Here is an 18,168-nt window from a genome sequence, read left to right as displayed (position 1 = left end):
CTCCCGGAGGGCGAGGGGGAAGAAAAGAGTTACATCTCGACGCGGGTCAGGACCCCCTGCAGCTTGCTGGCGGGGAGCTGGTTGAACTGGACGAAGTTCGGGCTCAGCTTCTTGATGGCGTTGAAGATCTTCCAGATCGGGTTGTTGGTGGTGATGTCCTCGACGCCGTAGAAGATGACCTTCTCGTTGATGTCGTTCTTCTTCAGGAGCGTCTCGATGTCGATCACCTCCATGTAGCCGGCGAAGATCTCGAAGGAGTCCAGCCCGGGACCACGGTTCTCGGTCAGCTTGTAGGAGACCCCGAACGGCTCGTCGGTCCTGATGATGGAGATGAAGACGTTGCGCTCGTAGATGATGTTGCTGCGGATGATGCAGTGCACCACGTACGGCGGTACCACCGCCCACTCGCGGGTGAAAAACAGGCCGACGCCGGGGATGGTGCGCTTTTTCGCGTAGATCTGCTCGTAGGAGAGCAGGAAGGTTTCCGAGTCCAGCGGCTTGAGCGCCTTGTACAGGGCGCGCTGCCCCTTGGTCCAGAGCAGGATGGTCAGGAACGGGATCGAGGCGAGGATGAGGGACCAGTAACCGCCGTGCGGCAGCTTGTTCAGGTTGGCGATCAGGAACACGAAATCGATCAGGGTGACCGCTATCGCGATGGGGACCTTCCACTTCTTGGTGGTGTTGGCGAAGATTATGGTCATCATGATGCCGGTGATGGTCATGCTGCCGGTGACGGCGAGGCCGTAGGCCGCCGCCAGGTTCTCCGACTTCTTGAAGAGCAGCATGATGAAGAGGACCGCCACCATCAGGGTCCAGTTGACCGAGCCGATGTAGATCTGGGATTTCAAGTGGCTGGAGGTGTAGTCCACCTTCATGAGTGGCATGATCCTGGTGGTGATCCCCTGGTAGATGATGGAGAACACGCCGCTGATCAGGGCCTGCGACGCGATCACCGTGGCCAGGATGGTAAGCAGCAAAAAGGGGATGTACAGGATCTGGGACTGGCCTTGGATCATGGCGAACAGGGTGTTCTTCTCATGCTGGTGTTCCAGCAGGAAGGCGCCTTGCCCCAGGTAGTTGATCACTAGCGCGACGAAAACGAAGTACCATGCCCGTACGATCGGCTTTCTGCCCAGGTGTCCCATGTCCGCGTAGAGCGCCTCCCCTCCCGTGGCGCACAGGATGACCTCGGAAAGAACGAAGAAGCCGGACATGCCGTTGTCGAGGAAGAACTTGATGGCGTACCAGGGTGAAATCGACTTGAGCACCTCGGGGTGTCCCCCGATGGCGATCATGCCGGACAGGGTGAGAGCCGAGAACCAGAGCACCATCAGGGGGCCGAAAGCGCCTGCCACCTTGTCGGTTCCCTTGGATTGGAAGATGAACAGGATGACGGCGATGGTGGCGGCGATGGCGATGACGCCTGCCTGGGACAGGTTGGCCGTAGCCGGTATCAGCTCCAGACCCTCGACGGCGGAAAGTATGGAAATGGCCGGCGTAATGACGCCGTCCCCCAATAAGAGCGACACTCCGACGAAGGAGAGCAGGCCTATGAAACCCATGGAGCGCCCACCCTTGAGCAGGCGAACCAGGATCTCCTTCAAGACGATGGTCCCCCCTTCGCCCTTTCTGCCGAGGCTCATGGCGAGCCAGGCGTACTCGACGGTGACCAGGATGAACAGGGTCCACACGATCAGCGACAGGATCCCGTAGATGTTGTCGGGGGTCGGCTTGGTGAGGGCGAAGATGACGGAAAGGGTATAGATGGGGCTCGTGCCGATGTCGCCGAAGACCAGCCCCATCGATTTCACTACACCGCCCCAGTATGATTGTTCGTGTTTCGGCATGGAGTACGCCTCCGGTTGGGTAACAGCGCGCAACTTATAGCACCGCTCTCAACCGGTGACAAGAAAAACCGCGAAAAGTGCCGGTATGTCTACATCTCCACCCGAGTCACCACACCCTGCAACTTGGCGGCGGGAAGCTTGTTGAACTGCACGAAGTTCGGGGTGACCTTCTTGATCAGGTCGAAAAGCCTCCAGACCGGGTTCCTGGTCTCGATGTCCTCCACACCGTAGAAGATGACCTTCTCCTGGATGCCGTGCTCCTTCAGTTGTTTCTCAATGTCCAGCACCTCCATATAGCCGGCACTAATCTGGAAGAATTCCAGCCCGGTCCCAACATCCTTCTTGTGGCGAGCGATGTTGCCGAACGGCTCGTCGGTGCGCACGATGGAGATGAGCACGTTCCTCTCGTAGATGATGTTCGAGCGGATCATGCAGTGCACGATGTAGGGCGGGATCACATCGAGTGCCTTGATGAAGAAGAGGGCGGTGCCCGGGATGTTCTTCGCCTTAGCGTAGATCTGCTCGTAGGAGAGGAGGAAAATGTCGAGGTCGAGCGGGCGCAGTGCGCGGTAGAGGTGGCGCTGGCCGTGGGTCCAGACCTGGATGGTGATGAAGGGGATAGAGGCCAGAATGATGGACCAGTAGGCGCCGTGTACGAACTTGGGGAAGGTCGAGGTGAAGTAGATCACGTCGATGACGGCGATCACGCAGACGACGGGAACCTTCCACTTCTTCGTGGTTTTCGAGAATACCATGATCATCATGATGGCGGTGATGGTCATCGACCCGGTGACCGCCATGCCGTAGGCCGCAGCGAGGTTGCCGGACTTCTGGAAGAAGAACATGACGAAGATGACCGCGCACATAAGAGTCCAGTTCACCGCGCCGATGTAGATCTGCGACTGCATGTGGGTCGAGGTGTAGTCGACCTTGAAAAGCGGCATGAGGCGCGTGGTAATCCCCTGGTACACGATGGAGAAAACCCCGCTGATGATGGACTGCGACGCGATGATGGTGGCGAAGATGGTGAGGACCAGGAACGGGATGTACAGCAGCGGCGACTGGCCCTGGATCATGGAGAACAGGATGTTCTTGCTGTCGGGATTTTGCAGCAGGTGCGCTCCCTGTCCCAGGTAGTTCATGTAGAGCGCGGCGAAAACGAAGTACCATGCGCGGATGATCGGTTTCTTGCCCAGGTGTCCCATGTCGGCGTAGAGAGCCTCGCCGCCGGTCGAGCATAGGATCACCTCGGAAAGGACGAAGTAGCCTGCTATGCCGTTCTCCCGGAAGAAGTTGATGGCGTGCACGGGGTTGATGGCGCCCACGATCTCCGGGGTGCCCGAAACCGAGACCAGGCCCGAGACGAAGAGAGCGCCGAAGTACAGGATCATGATGGGGCCGAAGATGCCGGTGATCTTGTCGGTGCCGCGCGACTGGACAAAGAAGAGGGTGATGGCGATGAGCGCGGCGATGCCGACCAGCACCCCCTGCCGTGTCGCCTCGAGCCCGGGGATGAGCAGCAGGCCCTCGACCGCCGAGAGGATTGAGATGGCAGGGGTGATAACGCCGTCGCCCAAAAGGAGTGACACCCCCAGGAAGGAAAGAAATCCCGCGAATGCGAGCACGCGCCCCTTGCGGAAGAGCTTGATGATGATCTCTCGGAGCACGATCTCGCCCCCCTGACCCTTCTTGCCGAGGCTCATGGCAAGCCATGCGTACTCCGCCGTGACCAGAATGGTCATGGTCCAAAAGACCAGGCAGAGGATGCCGTACACGTTGGACACGGTGGGCTTGGTCATCGCGAATACGACGGTCAGGGTATAGATGGGGCTCGTGCCGATGTCCCCGAACACGAGGCCCAGCGCCTTGACAATACCACCCCAGTAGGAAAGTTCGCTCTTTTGGCTCATAAATCTCCGGAGTACTGTCACAGCACTGGAAAAGTGGACGCACTGACGGTGCAGGCGATTTATACATCATTGTCGCAGGATTTGTCACCTCCCCTTCGTAAAACCCTAACGATTCGGGTCGGGGCGGTTGAGCCGTAAGGTGCGGAAATCCTTGTTTGCGCTTGACATTCCTCCCTATTGCTTGTAGCTTAAGTCGTTTCTCTCATGGCTTAAACTGAAAGTTCGGAGGCCGTTTACATGGATTACAAAGACACTCTCAATCTCCCGATCACCAACTTCCCGATGAAGGGAAATCTTCCCCAGCGCGAGCCCGAGATGCTCAAGCAGTGGGCAGAGGTTGACATACACCACAAGATCGAGGAGGCCGGCAAGGGCAAGCCGCGCTACGTGCTGCACGACGGCCCCCCCTACGCCAACGGTCACATCCATATCGGCCACGCGCTGAACAAGATCCTCAAGGACATCGTGCTGAAGAGCAAGCGCATGGAAGGCTTCACCGCCCCCTACGTGCCGGGCTGGGACTGCCACGGTCTTCCCATCGAACTGCAGGTGGAGAAGAACCTCGGTTCCAAGAAGCACGAGATCTCCAAGCTGGAGATGCGCAAGCTCTGCCGCGAGTACGCCGCCAAGTTCGTCGCCATCCAGCGCGCCGAGTTCGAGCGCCTGGGCATTTTCGGCGACTGGAACGAGCCGTACCTGACCATGAACGCGAGCTACGAGGGGGCGACCGCCCGCGAACTGGCCACCTTCGCCGAGAACGGCGGCCTCTACAAGGGGAAGAAGCCGGTGCACTGGTGCTCCTCCTGCGGCACGGCGCTGGCCGAGGCCGAGGTGGAGTACGCCGACCACAAGTCCCCCTCCGTGTTCGTCAAGTTCCCGCTCAAAGAGGATCTCGGCGGCGCGGTGCCCGAGCTGGCCGGTAAGAAAGCCTCCATGGTGATCTGGACCACCACCCCGTGGACGCTGCCGGCGAACCTTGCCATCGCCATCCATCCGGAACTGGAGTACGTGGCGCTCGCGCTCAACAGCGGCGACGTGGTCATCGTGGCCGACGGCCTGAAGGAGAGCTTCCTGAAGGAGATCGGCGCCGAGGGGACCGTGCTGGCTAAGTTCCCGTCCAGGATCCTCGAGAAGAAGATGGCCCGCCACCCGTTCTATGACCAGGATTCCATCATCCTCCTGGGCGAGCACGTCACCCTGGAAGCCGGCACCGGCTGCGTCCACACCGCGCCCGGTCACGGCCAGGAAGACTACGAACTCGGCCTCGCGGCAGGACTCGACATCTACAACCCGGTCGACAACCGCGGCCGCTTCTACGAGAACATCGAGTTCTTCGGCGGCCAGTTCGTCTTCGACGCCAACAAGAACGTCATCGAGAAGCTGACCGAGGTCGGCGCGCTGCTGGGCTCCAGGGAGATCTCCCACTCCTATCCGCACTGCTGGCGCTGCAAGAAGCCGGTCATCTTCCGCGCCACCGAGCAGTGGTTCATCTCCATGGAGAAGAACGACCTGCGCGGCAAGGCGCTCACCGAGATCAACACCGTGAACTGGATCCCGAAGTGGGGTCGCGAGCGCATCTACGGCATGATCGAGAACCGCCCCGACTGGTGCGTTTCCCGCCAGCGTTCCTGGGGCGTGCCCATCGCCGCCTTCTACTGCAAGAGCTGCGGCCACGTCATGGCCGACGGCAAGATCATGCACCAGATCGCCGACCTCTTCGCCGAGCACACCTCCGACATCTGGTACGACTGGGATGCTGCTAAATTCCTGCCGGAAGGGACCACCTGCCCTTCCTGCGGCAAGGACGAGTTCGACAAGGAAGGGGACATCCTCGACGTCTGGTTCGACTCCGGCACCTCGCACGCCGCCGTCCTCGAGCTGCGCGACAACCTGGGCTCCCCGGCCGACATGTACCTGGAAGGTAGCGACCAGCACCGCGGCTGGTTCCACTCGTCGCTTCTCGCCAGCGTCGGTACCCGCGGCCGCGCTCCCTATAAAAACGTGCTCACCCACGGCTTCGTCATGGACGGCGCCGGCCGCAAGATGAGCAAGTCCGTGGGCAACGTGGTGGCGCCGGAAGACGTCATCAAGAAGTTCGGCGCCGACGTGCTGCGCCTCTGGGTGGCCGCGCAGGACTACCGCGACGACCTGCGCATCTCCCAGGAGATCCTGACCCGGCTCTCCGAGAGCTATCGCCGTATCAGGAACACCTGCCGCTACATCCTGGGCAACATCCACGACTTCAACCCCGACACCGACTGCGTCCCGTTCGAGCAGATGCCGGAGCTGGACCGCTGGGCCATGCACCAGCTTGAGCTTTTGAAGGAGAAGGTGCTTGCCTCCTACACCGACAGCGAGTTCCACATCCTCTACCACGCGGTGAACGGCTTCTGCACCGTCGAGATGAGCGCCTTCTACCTCGACATCCTCAAGGACCGCGTCTACACCTCGAAGAAGGACTCGCTGGCCAGGAGAAGCGGCCAGACCGTGGTGTACAAGGTGCTCGACGCTCTGGTGCGCATGGTGGCGCCGGTGCTCTCCTTCACCGCCGAGGAAGTCTGGGCCGAGATGCCGGGAACCCGCGAGTCGAGCGTGCACCTGGCGCTCTTCCCGGCGCTCACCCCCGAGGTCAAGGACGACGCGCTGTCCGTGCGCTGGGAGAAGATTATCAAGATCCGCTCCGAGGTCTCCAAGGCGCTCGAACTGGCCCGCGTCAAGAAGGTGATCGGGCACTCCCTCGATGCCGCCGTCGCCATCAAGGCCTCCGGCGAGACCGAGGCGCTCCTGAAGGATTACGCGGACCAGCTTGCCGAGATCTTCATCGTCTCGAAAGCGGCGCTTGCCGGCGAAGCATCCGGCGAGGTCTGCGTTGCGGAAGGGATTGAAGGACTCGAGGTGGGCGTCAGCGCGGCTCCCGGCGAGAAGTGCGAGCGCTGCTGGTGCTACAGCGAAGAACTGGGGCAGGATGCAGAGCACGCAGGCATCTGCCCGAAGTGCCTGGCGGCAGTGAAATAGGTAGCTAAATCTTTGATTGGATTACCCTCTCCCTCTGGGAGAGGGTGCCCGAAGGGCGGGTGAGGGCGGTGCCGCCGGCGATACCCTCACCCAGGCCCTCTCCCGGAGGGAGAGGGGACCTCGGACCAACTTCTAAAGGACCCTATGAAACCAAAATACATCATCCTCGCAGCGGTTTCGGCGCTGGTGCTGGTTCTGGACCAGTGGAGCAAGGTCTACATCGACAAGAGTATGACCCTGCACAGCTCCTATCCCGTCATCGAAGGATTCTTCAACATCACCTATCTGCGCAACAAGGGAGCCGCCTTCGGGATTCTGGCTTCTTCGAGCTATCGGCTTCCCTTCTTCCTGCTGGTTTCGAGCATCGCGCTCATCGTGATCTTGGTGGCGGTGAGCAAGATGCGGGATGAGCAGATCTGGAACGTCGCCTCGTTGTCGCTGATCTTCTCCGGCGCACTGGGCAACATGATCGACCGGGTACGCCTGGGCGAGGTCATCGACTTTCTCGACGTGCATTGGAAAGGGCACCACTGGCCCGCCTTCAATATCGCCGACTCCGCCATCTGCGTCGGTGTCTTCATCCTGGCCGTCGAGATGCTGCTCGAGGAGCGCCGGGAGAAGAAGAACCCGCCCACCGCAGACGGCAACTGACCTCTAGGGGACTGGCTCCGCCAGGTGCCTGTCCCCTTAGAGCTTCGACCTTCCCCTTCCCCCTTTGCGAAAGGGGGGTAACGGCGTAGACGTCAACCTTCCTGCTGGCTCTCCTCCAAAACTTCGAGCAGTAGGGGGACAGGCACCTGGCGGAGCCAGTCCCCTCCTTCCTCACCCATCCTGCAGGCTCTCCTCCAACAATCTCGTGAACAACTCCCTGATCTCGTTGGGCAGGCGTCGCGCCTTCATCTCCGGGCTGACGCAGGCCAGCGTCACCTTCGCCTCCACCAGCAATTTATCGTCTTCCTTCCGGACCACCTGCTGCGCCACCGTGAACGAACTGTTCTTCAACGTGGTGATCTGGGTGCGCACCACCAAGAGGTCGTCCAACCGGGCCGGCGCACGGAAGTTCGCCTCGATGGCAACCACGGGGAAGATGATCCCCATGTCGTGCATCTCGCGGACTGACAGCCCGTGTCCCCTCAGAAATTCCGTCCTGGCCCTTTCCATGTAGCTTATGTAGTTGGAGTGGTACACCACCCCGCCCGCGTCGGTGTCTTCGTAGTAAATCCGTACTTCCATGTCGCCTCCTGAATAAAAAAGCCCCCGTATGGGGGGACCATCTGACTAGATCTGTAGGGGCGAATAATCATTCGCCCAACCGCGGGCGCCGTCTCTGCAGGCGTCGAACGTTTAGCCTTCATTGCGGCATCGCTAAAGGCGGGCGAATATTATTCGCCCCTACAGGTGCCTTAATCGACGGGCGCCTGGTCGCTTGCCGCCTCGCCACCCAAAATCCTGCCGTACACCTCGCGCACGGCCTCGGTGACCCGTTCGTAATCCGCCATGAGCGCCTGCCCAGGGTTCTTCAGCATCGGATCGTAGCCAAGCCTCCTGGCCAGCTTGTTCAGGTACTTGAGCGGGCCGCCCAGGTCGTTCATCGAGTAGTCGTGAATGATCCTTAGCCGGTTCTCCAGTCGGCGCAGGAAACGATACCCCTCGGCCAGCGCCTGGAAATCGGGCTCCGTGATGATGCCAAGGATGCGCATGGCGTCGATCGCTTCGAGACTGTTGGAACTGCGGATCTCGCGGTGCTCGCAGCCGTACTTCAACTGCAGGAACTGGATGATGAACTCGACGTCGACCATGCCGCCGCGGCCGGTCTTGATGTTGTAGCTGCCGCTAGATTCCTTGGCCAGCTCGTTCTCCATGCGCATCCTGAGCCGGTGGATCTCCTGGCGCACGGTATCGTCGGCGCTGGAGCCGTACACCGTCTGCTCAATGACCTTTTCCACCTTATCCTTCAGGCGAGGATCGCCGTAGGTGACCCGCGCCTTGGTGAGCGCCTGACGCTCCCAGATCTGCGCCTCGGTGGCGTGGTAGGCCTGGAAGGCCTCGATAGAGGTGACCAGCGGTCCGGCGTTGCCGGAGGGGCGCAACCGTGTGTCGATCTTGTAGGCGTACCCCTCGCGGGTCTGCGTGGTCAGCACCAGGATGATCTTCTGCCCGAGTTTCGAGAAGTACTCGCGGTTGGTGATGCTCTTCTCACCGTCGGTGAACCCCTGCCCGTCGTAGATGTAGATGACGTCGAGGTCGGAGTGGTAGTTCAACTCGAAGCCGCCCAGCTTGCCCATTGCCACGACGGCGAAGGCCGCCTCGTGTCTGCTGCCGTCCTCTTCGACCACCATGGGACGGCCGAAGCGGGACAATTCCCCGGTCGCTATGCAGCAGGCCTCAGCGAGGGTCACGTCGGCCAAGTCGGTCAACTGCTGCGCCACCTCGGGCTGCTTCATCTTGCCGTAGATGTCGTTCATGCCGATGCGCAGGAACTCCTCGTGGCGGTAGCTGCGCATGGCGTCCAGCTGCTCTTCGAAGCCGTCTGCCTGGGTGATGAAACCGTCCAGCTCCTGGGCCATGGTGGCGCGTTCCTTCTGCAGGTACGCGTAGCCGCGCGTGGTCATGCTGTCCAAGAGCTCCGGGTGTCCGATGAAGATCTTGGAGAGGAACTCGGACATGCCGAACATCGAGGTGAGGAGCTTTAAGATGTCGCGGTTCTCGGCCAGCAGGGCGTAGATCGAAGAGCGGGTCCTCTGCGAGGAGAGGAAGCGCTCCAGGTTCGCCAGCGCGAGGTCGGGGTCCGGGCTGTGGAAGACCTCCTGCAAAAACAACGGGGCGATCTTCTCCAGGGTGCGCCGTCCCTGTTCGGTCAAGTTGACCTTGGCCGGGCCGTCGCGCAGCACCAGGAGGTTCTCGTAGGCGGCGTCGGCGTGCTCGAAATGCCGCTCCTCGAGCATGTCCTTGATCAGGTCCGGGTCCGCGTTGTGGTCGAAGAAGAAGTGCACCTCGGGGAGCACCTCCTCCTTGATCTTCTCGTCGCGCGACAGGAACAGGTCGCCATAGATGGCGGAGACGGCGCGCCGGTGCCCTTCCAGCGTTTCGCGGAAGCGCTGCAGCCCATCCTTCCTGAGGTAGCCGCAACGCCTGGCCAGCGCGTGCAGTTCCTCGTCCTTGCGGGGCAGTGCGTGGGTCTGCCGTTCCTGCACCACCTGGATCCGGTGCTCCACGGTGCGCAGGAAGCGGTAGGCGTCAGAGAGGGCGGTGCAGTCGGCTTCCTTGATGATGCGCGCATGGTGCAGCGTCTGCAGGGCCTTGAGGGAGTTGCGCTCGCGCAGCTGCGGGTTCTTGCCGGCGTAGACCAACTGCAGCGCCTGGATGAAAAATTCGATCTCCCGGATGCCGCCGCGCCCGAGCTTGATGTTGACCTCCCCCTCCTGGTTTCGGGCCAGGGAGGCGTCGATCTTCTTCTTCATCGCCATCATGTCCTCGATCAGGTTGTAATCGAGGTAGCGGCGGTAGATGAACGGGGTCAGCGCGGTCAGGATCCTCTCGCCCAGTTCGATGGAACCGGCGACCGGGCGCGCTTTCATCATCGCGGCGCGCTCCCAGGACTGGCCCCACGCCTCGTAGTAGACCTCGGCGGAGCGCATGGAACTGGCAAGGTCCCCGGCCTTGCCGTCGGGCCTCAGCCCCATGTCGACGCGGAACACGAAACCGTCCTCGGTGACCTGGGAGATGGCGCGGCTCACCATCTCGGCCAGCTTCACGAAGAAGGCGTGCAGGGAGAGCTTGCTCTTGAAGCCGCCGCGTCCGTCCGGGATGCCGATGCTTTCGCCCTTATCGGAAGAATAGAAGTAGATGAGGTCGATGTCGGAGGAGAAGTTGAGTTCCCTGCCGCCGAACTTGCCCATGCCGATGATGGTGAATTCCGCCTCGACCAGGCCGTCGGGGCTCTGCTCCATCGGCGTGCCGTGCTCCTGAACCAGTTGGGCGAAGGCCGCTTCGTAGGCGATTTGCAGGGTGGCCGCGGCGAGCGAGGAAAGTTCGGAGGTTACCTCCTCCAGGGGGGAGAGCCCATTGAGGTCACGTGCGGCGATGCGCAGCATCTCGGCGTACTTGAAGCGGCGCAGGTGGGAGTAGAGGTCGGCGTAGCTGGTTCCCTGCGGGACGCGCTCGCGCAGGGCCTGGAGCATCTCTTCTTCACTGCGGCGCTGCATGATCTCGCGTTCGATGAAAAGGCGCTGCAGGTAGGATGGGTCGCGGCAGATGATGTTGGTCAGGAAGGGGGAGGAACCGCAGATGTTCATCAACTGGATGTTGAGGGCCCGGCGGGAGCAGATCTCTAGCAGGGCCTCGCGCGGCACCACAGCGCTGATGCGTTCAAAGCCGTTCAGCGCCATGTCCGGCAGCGGCGTGGCGAGTGCGGCGAGCGCCAGTTCGATAAGGCGTTCGCCAGGCAGCACTTCGGAAAGGAGTCTCAGGTTTTCGACCGTGCGCGCGCCGTAGCTGAAGCCGACCTGTTCCAACTGGTGGGACAGGTCCCCCTTGTCCGGCTCGGAGAGCTCGGAAAGAAGCAGCGCGGCCAGGTCGGCGAGGCGGCTCATAGTCCGACCAGTGCCTTCAGCTCCCTCTCGTAGTCGCCGCGCACCACCCCTTTTTCGGTGATGATGCCGGTGATGTAGCGGGCGGGGGTCACGTCGAAGGCGGGGTTTCTCACCTTGACCCCTTCTGGTGCAATGCTGACGCCCTGCACCTTGGTGACCTCTTCGGAGCTGCGCTCTTCGATGGGGATCTGGTCGCCGTTGGCGAGCTTCAGGTCCAGGGTGGAGATCGGCGCGGCGACGTAGAACGGGATGCGGTTCTCTTTGGCCAGCACAGCGACGGAGTAGGTGCCGATCTTGTTGGCGGTGTCGCCGTTGGCGGCGATGCGGTCGGCGCCGACCACGCAGAAGTCGATCTGCCCGCTCTTCATGAGCCAGCCGGCCATGTTGTCGGAGATGAGGGTCACCGGGATGGAATCCTTCATCAGTTCCCAGGCGGTGAGGCGTGCGCCCTGGAGCCAGGGGCGGGTCTCGTCGGCGAAGACGCGGATGTTCTTGCCCGCCTCGTGCGCGCCGCGGATCACGCCGAGCGCGGTGCCGTAGCCGGCGGTGGCGAGCCCCCCGGCGTTGCAGTGGGTCAGGATGGAAGCACCCTCCTTGACCAGGGCGGCGCCGTGGCGGCCGATTTCCTTGCAGATGGCAAGGTCTTCCGCCTCGATGCTGATAGCCTCCGCCTTGAGGATTTCACGAATCGAGTTGAGGTCGAGTTCCTTGTGCTGCAGCGCCACCCGTTTCATGCGCTCCAGTCCCCAAAAGAGGTTGACCGCGGTGGGGCGGGTGCGGCCAAGCACGTCGCAGACGTTCTCGAGCTGGCGGTAGAAGGTGTCGAAGCTGTCCGCGATGATCTCGCGTGCACCGATGGCGACACCCATGGCGGCGGCGATGCCGATGGCGGGAGCGCCGCGGACCACCATGCCGCGGATCGCCTCGGCGACCCCCTGGAAGTCCGTATATTCGTTGTAGACCTCCTCGGCGGGAAGCCGGGTCTGGTCTATCATGATCACCTTGTTGTCGCGCCACTCTATGGTTCTGAAGGACATGTCGTACCTCGTTCCTTTACGTTTAAACCAAAAGCAATTAACAGGGATAAAAGGGATGAAGGGGATAAAAGCAAATCTTTTGATCTATCCCTTTTATCCCCTTTATCCCTGTTAAACGCCTTTGTCTTTAGCCGTTAAGCTTTTTCAGCAGCAGCTCGTTGACCACGGCCGGGTTGGCCTTGCCTTTGGAAGCGCGCATCACCTGGCCGACGAAGAAGCCGAAGACGGTTTCCTTGCCGCCCCGGTACTGTTCGACCTGGGCCGGGTTGTTGTTGAGCACTTCGTCCACCATCGCCTCGATGGCGCCGGTGTCGGAAACCTGCACCAGGCCTTTCTCCTCGACGATCTTCTCCGGCGCCTTGCCGGTCTTGTACATCTCGTCGAACACGGTCTTGGCGATCTTGCCGGAGATGGTTCCCTTCTCCATCAGCTTCAAGAGGTCGGCCAAGAGCGCCGGCGTCACTTGGCAGTCGGTGATGGAGCGGTTGTTGTCCTCGTTGAGCGCGCGGGAGACTTCACCCATGACCCAGTTGGATACCGTCTTAGCCTGTGGGAACAGGGCGACGGTCTCCTCGTAGTACTGCGCCAGTTCGCGGCTCGACACCAGCACCTCGGCGTCGTACTCGGGAAGGCCCAGCTCCGCGACGTAGCGGGCACGCTTCGCCTCCGGCAGTTCCGGCAGGGTGGCGCGCACGTCCTCGATCCACTGGTCCGTGATCAGCACCGGAACGAGGTCCGGGTCCGGGAAGTAGCGGTAGTCGTGCGCCTCTTCCTTGCCGCGCATGGAGCGCGTGGTGCCGGTGTTGGGGTCGAAGAGGCGGGTTTCCTGGATTACCTTGCCGCCGTCGTCGAGGATCTCCGCCTGGCGCTCGATCTCGTACTCGATCGCCTGCTTGATGAACTTGAAGGAGTTGATGTTCTTAAGCTCCGCACGAGTGCCGAAGACCGTGGAGCCGACCGGCATCAGGGAAACGTTGGCGTCGCAGCGGAAGCTTCCTTCCTCCAGGTTGCCGTCGCAGATGCCCAGGTACATGACGATCTGGTGCAGCTTCTTAAGATACGCGATGGCCTCGTCCGGCGAGCGCATGTCCGGCTCGGAGACGATCTCCAGGAGCGGGGTGCAGGCGCGGTTCAAGTCGACGCAGGAATCGTCCACCCCGGGGATGTCGGCGTGCACCAGCTTGCCGGCGTCCTCCTCCATGTGGATGCGGGTGATGCCGATCCGTTTCTGCTCGCCGTCCACCTCGATGTCCAGGTGGCCGTGCTGGCAGATGGGGAGGTCGAACTGGCTGATCTGGTACCCCTTGGGGAGGTCCGGGTAGAAGTAGTTCTTCCTGGCGAACACGTTTCTCTGCGTGATGGAGCAGTTGGTGGCGAGTCCCGCGAGGATGGCGTTTTCGACCACCTGCTTGTTGAGCACCGGCAGCGCGCCGGGGAAGCCGAGGCAGACCGGGCAGGTCTGCGAGTTCGGCTCTGCGCCGAAGCGGGTCGAGCAGCCGCAGAAGATCTTGGTGTTGGTGGTGAGCTGGGTGTGCACCTCAAGCCCGATGACAACCTGATATTTCATGTGAGCTCCAAAAAACCGAAAGGCTGTAAACCGTTAGCCACGGAGAAAATCTGAGTAAATCTGAGAAAACCAAACACAAAAGCTTTTGGGTTAAACCAAAGTCTTGTAAGTCTTTTTAGGCTCACGGTTTTCTCCGAAGTTCTCAGATTTTCTCCGTGGCCAATGGTTTTAGGTTTTACAGCGGCGCCTTCTTCAGGTGCCACTGGGTCTCCTTCTCGAACGCGTAGGCGGTGGAGAGGATGGTCGCTTCACCGAACGGCTTGCCGATCAGCTGCAGACCGATGGGAAGACCGGCGGCACTGAAACCGGCGGGGATGCTGATGCCGCAGGTGCCGGCCAGGTTCACCGGAATGGTGAAGATGTCGGAAAGGTACATCTGCAGCGGGTCCGCCAGCTTCTCGCCGATCTTGAAGGGGGGCGTCGGTGCGATCGGGGTCAAGAGCACATCCACTTCGTTAAAGGCGTTCAGGAAGTCCTGCATGATCAGGGTCCTGACCTTCTGGGCTTTGACGTAGTAAGCGTCGTAGTACCCGGAGGAGAGCGCGTAGGTGCCGAGCATGATCCTTCTCTTCACCTCGGAGCCGAAGCCCTCGGCGCGGGACTTGGCGTACATCTCCTTCAAGCCGCGGGCGTCGTCGGCGCGGTGGCCGAAGCGGACGCCGTCGTAGCGCGCCAGGTTGGAACTCGCTTCGGCGGTGGCGATCAGGTAGTAGGTGGCAACCGCGTACTCGGTGTGCGGCAGGCTCACCTCGCGCAGTTCGGCGCCCAGGCTCTTGTAGAGCGCGATCGCCTCATCCATAGCGCGCTTCACGTCCGGGTCGAGACCCTCGATGAAGTACTGCTTGGGAAGGCCGATCTTCAGCCCCTTTACCCCCGCCTGCAGACCGGCTGCGTAGTCGGGAACCGGCGTGTTCACGGAGGTGGAGTCCTTGGGATCATGCCCGGCCACTGCACCCAAAAGGAGTGCGGCGTCGGTGACGTCACGGGTGAGCGGGCCGACCTGGTCCAGCGACGAGGCGTAGGCGATCACGCCGTAGCGGGAAACACGGCCGTAGGTCGGCTTAAGACCCACGCAGGAGCAGTGCGAGGCGGGCTGGCGGATGGAGCCGCCGGTGTCGGTGCCGAGGGTCGCGGTCGCGGTGCGCGCGGCGATGGCGGCAGCGGAGCCGCCGGAGGAACCACCCGGGGTGACCTCCAGATCCCACGGGTTCTTAACCGGTCCGAAGTAGGATGACTCGTTGGAGCTCCCCATGGCGAACTCGTCCTGGTTCAGCTTGCCCACGATGACTGCGCCCTGCTCCTTGAGCTTGGCGACTGCGGTACCGTCGTAGGGGGGGACGAAGTTTTCCAGAATGCGCGAGCCGCAGGTGGTGCGGATCCCCTTGGTGATGAAGATATCCTTGAGGCCAACCGGGATGCCGGTCAAGGGCGCGATGTCGCCGGCGGCGATGCGCTTGTCGGCGGCTTCAGCCTCGACCAGCGCCTGCTCCGGCGTGACGGTGATGTAGGCGTTCACCTGGCCGTCAACCGCCTCGATGCGCTCCAGCATGGCGCGGGTCGCCTCGACGGAGGAAACCTCCTTCGCCTTAAGCTTCTCGTGCAGCTCGTGTATGGTAAGGTCGAAAATTTCCATTGCAAAACACTCCTATTCTATGACCTTGGGCACCCTGAAAAAGCTCTCCGCGCGCAGCGGCGCGTTGGCGAGGGCGGCTTCCACGCCGATGGAATCGGCGGGCTGGTCGGGGCGGAAGGCGTTCTCCATCGGTACCGCATGCGAGGTCGGTACGATCCCCTCGGTGTCCAGTGCGTTCAGCTTCTCCACGTAGGCGAGGATGCCGTCCATCTGTCCGGTGAAGGTGTCCAGCTCGCTGTCGGAAAGTTCCAACCGCGCCAGCCTGGCTACGTGCTCCACCTCACTTCTCGTGATCTTCATAACTGCTCCAAATGCGCCCCTGGCGGGGCGTCGTGATGTTAAAAGATGTTCCCGGTTTTTATCATGAAAGGGCTGAAAAGGCAACGGAACCTAGTCCGGAAGCACCAGCCCGGCTTCGGTGACGTTGGAGGAGGCGCTCTCCACGGCCTGGCCATCGACGGTGGCAACGCTGGTTACGGCGTAGCTGTAGGTGATGCCCAGGATGACGTCCTTGTCCTGGTAGGTGTTACCCGCCAGCGGTGCCTTGTTGAGCGGGGCGAGCGGCATCGGCTCACCCTTTTTGCTCCGGTAGATGTTGTACCCGGTGGCGGTACCTTGCTCCGGGGGTAGCCCCACGAAGTTCAGCGTCACCTCGTTGGGCGAGCCGGCCGCCTCCAGCACCGGGGGGAGGGGAGGGGTGACCGCCGTGCGCCGCACTTTGTTGGAGTCCTTGCTTTGCGCGCCGCTCTTGGTGTAGGAGCGCACCTTGTACTGGTAGGTCTGCCCCTTTTTCAGGTCGAAGTCGTCGTAGATCCAGAGGCTTCCCACCTGGCGCGCCCCTTCGGGGAGGTCAAGATCGACCAGCGCCAGTTGCTTATACGCGTTCGGGCACTCCTCGCAGTCCTGCGCGGGAGGGAGCACGTTGCGCCGGTAGAGCAGGAACCCGGCCAGGTCTTCCAGCTTGCCTCCCTTTTCCTGCTTGCCCGGCCCGGTCCAACTCACCTGGAATTCGGCCCCTTTCTGCGCCGTTGCCAGGGTGGCGATCGGCGCCGGAACCAGTGCCTCGGGCGGGATCAGCGCGCCTTTCTTGCCGCAGCCGGAGCTGACGGCGAGCGCGGCGGCCAGGAGCAGGGCCGGCAGGAAGCGACGGGAGGCGGCCATGTTTAACGCCCTTCCTTGGCGCGTGCGATCTCGGCCTTGACCCGCTCCAGCGCAGTGCCGCCGGTCGCGCGGCGTGCGTTGACCGAGGCTTCCAGGGTGATGGAGGCGAAGATGTCGTCCTCGATGCGGGCCGAGAAGATCTGCCACTCGGCCAGCGACAGTTCCGGAATGTCCATCTCGTTCTCGATGCAGTAGCGCACCGCCTTGCCGACGATCTCATGCGCGTCGCGGAACGGGATCCCCTTTCTGACCAGGTAGTCGGCCACGTCGGTCGCGGTGGAGAACCCGGCGGCAGCGGCGGTCTTCATGCGCGCCTCGTTCACCTTCATCTCGCGCACCATGTCCGCGAAGATCTTGAGCGAACCTTTCACGGTGTCGATGGTGTCGAACAGCGGCTCCTTGTCCTCCTGCATGTCCTTGTTGTAGGCCAGGGGGAGCGACTTCATCAGGGTGAGGAGCGCCATCAGGTTGCCGTAGACCCGGCCGGTCTTGCCGCGCACCAGCTCCGGGACGTCCGGGTTCTTCTTCTGCGGCATGATGGAGGAGCCGGTGCAGAAGGAGTCGGAGAGGTCGACGAACTTGAACTCGCTGGTGGACCAGAGGATCAGCTCCTCGGCGAAGCGGGACAGGTGCATCATCAGGATCGAGGATGCCGCGCAGAACTCGATGGCGAAGTCGCGGTCGGAGACCGAGTCGAGAGAGTTGCGGGTCACCTCGGGGAAGTCGAGCAGCTCGGCCACGTACTCGCGGTCGATGGGGAAGGTGGTCCCGGCCAGCGCACCGGCGCCCAGCGGCATTACGTTGGTGCGCTTCAGGCAGTCTTCCATGCGCCCCTTGTCGCGCTTGAGCATCTCGTGGTAGGCCATCATGTGGTGCGAGAAGAGGATCGGCTGCGCCGTCTGCAGGTGGGTGAAGCCCGGCATCATGACGCCCAGGTTCTGCTCCGCCTGGTAGATGAGCGCGTCGATCAACAGGTCGATATAGGCGGAGATCTCCACCAGCTCGTCGCGGAGGTAGAGGCGGATGTCCAGCGCCACCTGGTCGTTACGAGAGCGGCCAGTGTGGAGCCTCTTGCCCGCGTCGCCGATCTTCTCGGAGAGGCGCGCCTCGATGTTCATGTGGATGTCTTCCAGGGAGACCGAGAAGTCGAATTCGCCTGCCTCGATCTTGTCCAGGATTTCCCGGAGGCCGTGCACGATCTCCTCCACGTCCTTGATCGGGATGATCCCCTGCTTGCCCAGCATGGTGGCGTGGGCGATGGAGCCGCGGATGTCCTGGTGGTACAGGCGCTTGTCGAAGTTGATGGAGGCGGTGAACTCTTCTACGAACTTGTCGGTGGGCTGGGTGAAACGGCCACCCCACAGTTTGTCTTTGGACATGTCTTTCGATCTCCTGCTGCTGATTTT

13 protein-coding genes are annotated in these 18,168 nt (G+C 61.9%); 2 read left to right on the top strand and 11 right to left on the bottom strand.

Annotation, left to right across the window (positions count from 1 at the left end):
- Positions 1 to 29 precede the first annotated feature (29 nt).
- Both JFN90_RS16020 and JFN90_RS16015 read right to left on the bottom strand, forming a co-directional pair.
- Positions 30 to 1,847, bottom strand: coding sequence for a KUP/HAK/KT family potassium transporter (locus JFN90_RS16020; protein WP_199396130.1), 1,818 nt, complete (start codon positions 1,845 to 1,847; stop codon positions 30 to 32).
- 89 nt (positions 1,848 to 1,936) lie between these two features.
- Positions 1,937 to 3,757, bottom strand: a complete 1,821-nt coding sequence (locus tag JFN90_RS16015; RefSeq protein WP_199396129.1) for a KUP/HAK/KT family potassium transporter — start codon at positions 3,755 to 3,757, stop codon at positions 1,937 to 1,939.
- Positions 3,758 to 3,994: 237 nt separating this feature from the next.
- Here JFN90_RS16015 and ileS point away from each other — a divergent pair, with 237 nt between their 5' ends.
- Entirely contained in the window at positions 3,995 to 6,772 is a 2,778-nt protein-coding gene (ileS, locus tag JFN90_RS16010; RefSeq protein WP_199396128.1) for an isoleucine--tRNA ligase, read from the top strand.
- Positions 6,773 to 6,916: 144 nt separating this feature from the next.
- Positions 6,917 to 7,423: a signal peptidase II gene (gene lspA, locus JFN90_RS16005; RefSeq protein ID WP_199396127.1), complete on the top strand. Its 507-nt coding sequence runs from the start codon at positions 6,917 to 6,919 to the stop codon at positions 7,421 to 7,423.
- A 171-nt stretch (positions 7,424 to 7,594) separates the two neighbouring features.
- On the opposite strand, the gene ybgC is transcribed toward lspA, so the two are convergent.
- The 9 genes from ybgC to argH form a co-directional block, all read right to left on the bottom strand.
- Positions 7,595 to 8,005 (bottom strand): tol-pal system-associated acyl-CoA thioesterase, encoded by a 411-nt coding sequence (ybgC, locus tag JFN90_RS16000; protein ID WP_199396126.1) that lies wholly within the window; start codon positions 8,003 to 8,005, stop codon positions 7,595 to 7,597.
- A gap of 170 nt (positions 8,006 to 8,175) precedes the next feature.
- On the bottom strand, positions 8,176 to 11,364 hold the full coding sequence (gene glnE / locus JFN90_RS15995) for a bifunctional [glutamate--ammonia ligase]-adenylyl-L-tyrosine phosphorylase/[glutamate--ammonia-ligase] adenylyltransferase (RefSeq protein ID WP_199396125.1): 3,189 nt from the start codon (positions 11,362 to 11,364) through the stop codon (positions 8,176 to 8,178).
- A complete protein-coding gene (mtnA, locus tag JFN90_RS15990) occupies positions 11,361 to 12,401 on the bottom strand; it encodes an S-methyl-5-thioribose-1-phosphate isomerase (protein ID WP_199396124.1) in 1,041 nt (346 codons plus the stop codon). The genes glnE and mtnA overlap by 4 nt, the downstream gene beginning before the upstream one ends.
- A gap of 127 nt (positions 12,402 to 12,528) precedes the next feature.
- Complete coding sequence (gene gatB / locus JFN90_RS15985; RefSeq protein WP_199396123.1) at positions 12,529 to 13,968, bottom strand: Asp-tRNA(Asn)/Glu-tRNA(Gln) amidotransferase subunit GatB; 1,440 nt, start codon at positions 13,966 to 13,968, stop codon at positions 12,529 to 12,531.
- Positions 13,965 to 14,171 carry a hypothetical protein gene (locus tag JFN90_RS15980; protein WP_199396122.1) on the bottom strand — a complete coding sequence of 69 codons (207 nt, stop codon included), beginning with the start codon at positions 14,169 to 14,171 and terminating at the stop codon, positions 13,965 to 13,967. Before JFN90_RS15980 ends, gatB begins: the two co-directional genes overlap by 4 nt.
- The gene (gene gatA / locus JFN90_RS15975) at positions 14,144 to 15,601 is read right to left on the bottom strand and encodes an Asp-tRNA(Asn)/Glu-tRNA(Gln) amidotransferase subunit GatA (protein WP_199396121.1); all 1,458 of its coding nucleotides are present in this window, start codon (positions 15,599 to 15,601) and stop codon (positions 14,144 to 14,146) included. The genes JFN90_RS15980 and gatA overlap by 28 nt, the downstream gene beginning before the upstream one ends.
- Before the next feature lie 12 nt (positions 15,602 to 15,613).
- Positions 15,614 to 15,901, bottom strand: coding sequence for an Asp-tRNA(Asn)/Glu-tRNA(Gln) amidotransferase subunit GatC (gene gatC / locus JFN90_RS15970; RefSeq protein ID WP_199390778.1), 288 nt, complete (start codon positions 15,899 to 15,901; stop codon positions 15,614 to 15,616).
- Positions 15,902 to 15,991: 90 nt separating this feature from the next.
- Positions 15,992 to 16,762 carry a fibronectin type III domain-containing protein gene (locus JFN90_RS15965; RefSeq protein WP_199396120.1) on the bottom strand — a complete coding sequence of 257 codons (771 nt, stop codon included), beginning with the start codon at positions 16,760 to 16,762 and terminating at the stop codon, positions 15,992 to 15,994.
- Positions 16,763 to 16,764: 2 nt separating this feature from the next.
- Positions 16,765 to 18,141, bottom strand: coding sequence for an argininosuccinate lyase (gene argH, locus JFN90_RS15960; protein ID WP_199396119.1), 1,377 nt, complete (start codon positions 18,139 to 18,141; stop codon positions 16,765 to 16,767).
- Positions 18,142 to 18,168 lie beyond the last annotated feature (27 nt).

The organism is Geomonas propionica, assembly GCF_016458235.1.
Taxonomy (GTDB): domain Bacteria; phylum Desulfobacterota; class Desulfuromonadia; order Geobacterales; family Geobacteraceae; genus Geomonas; species Geomonas propionica.
This window is presented reverse-complemented; position numbering and strand designations above follow the sequence as displayed.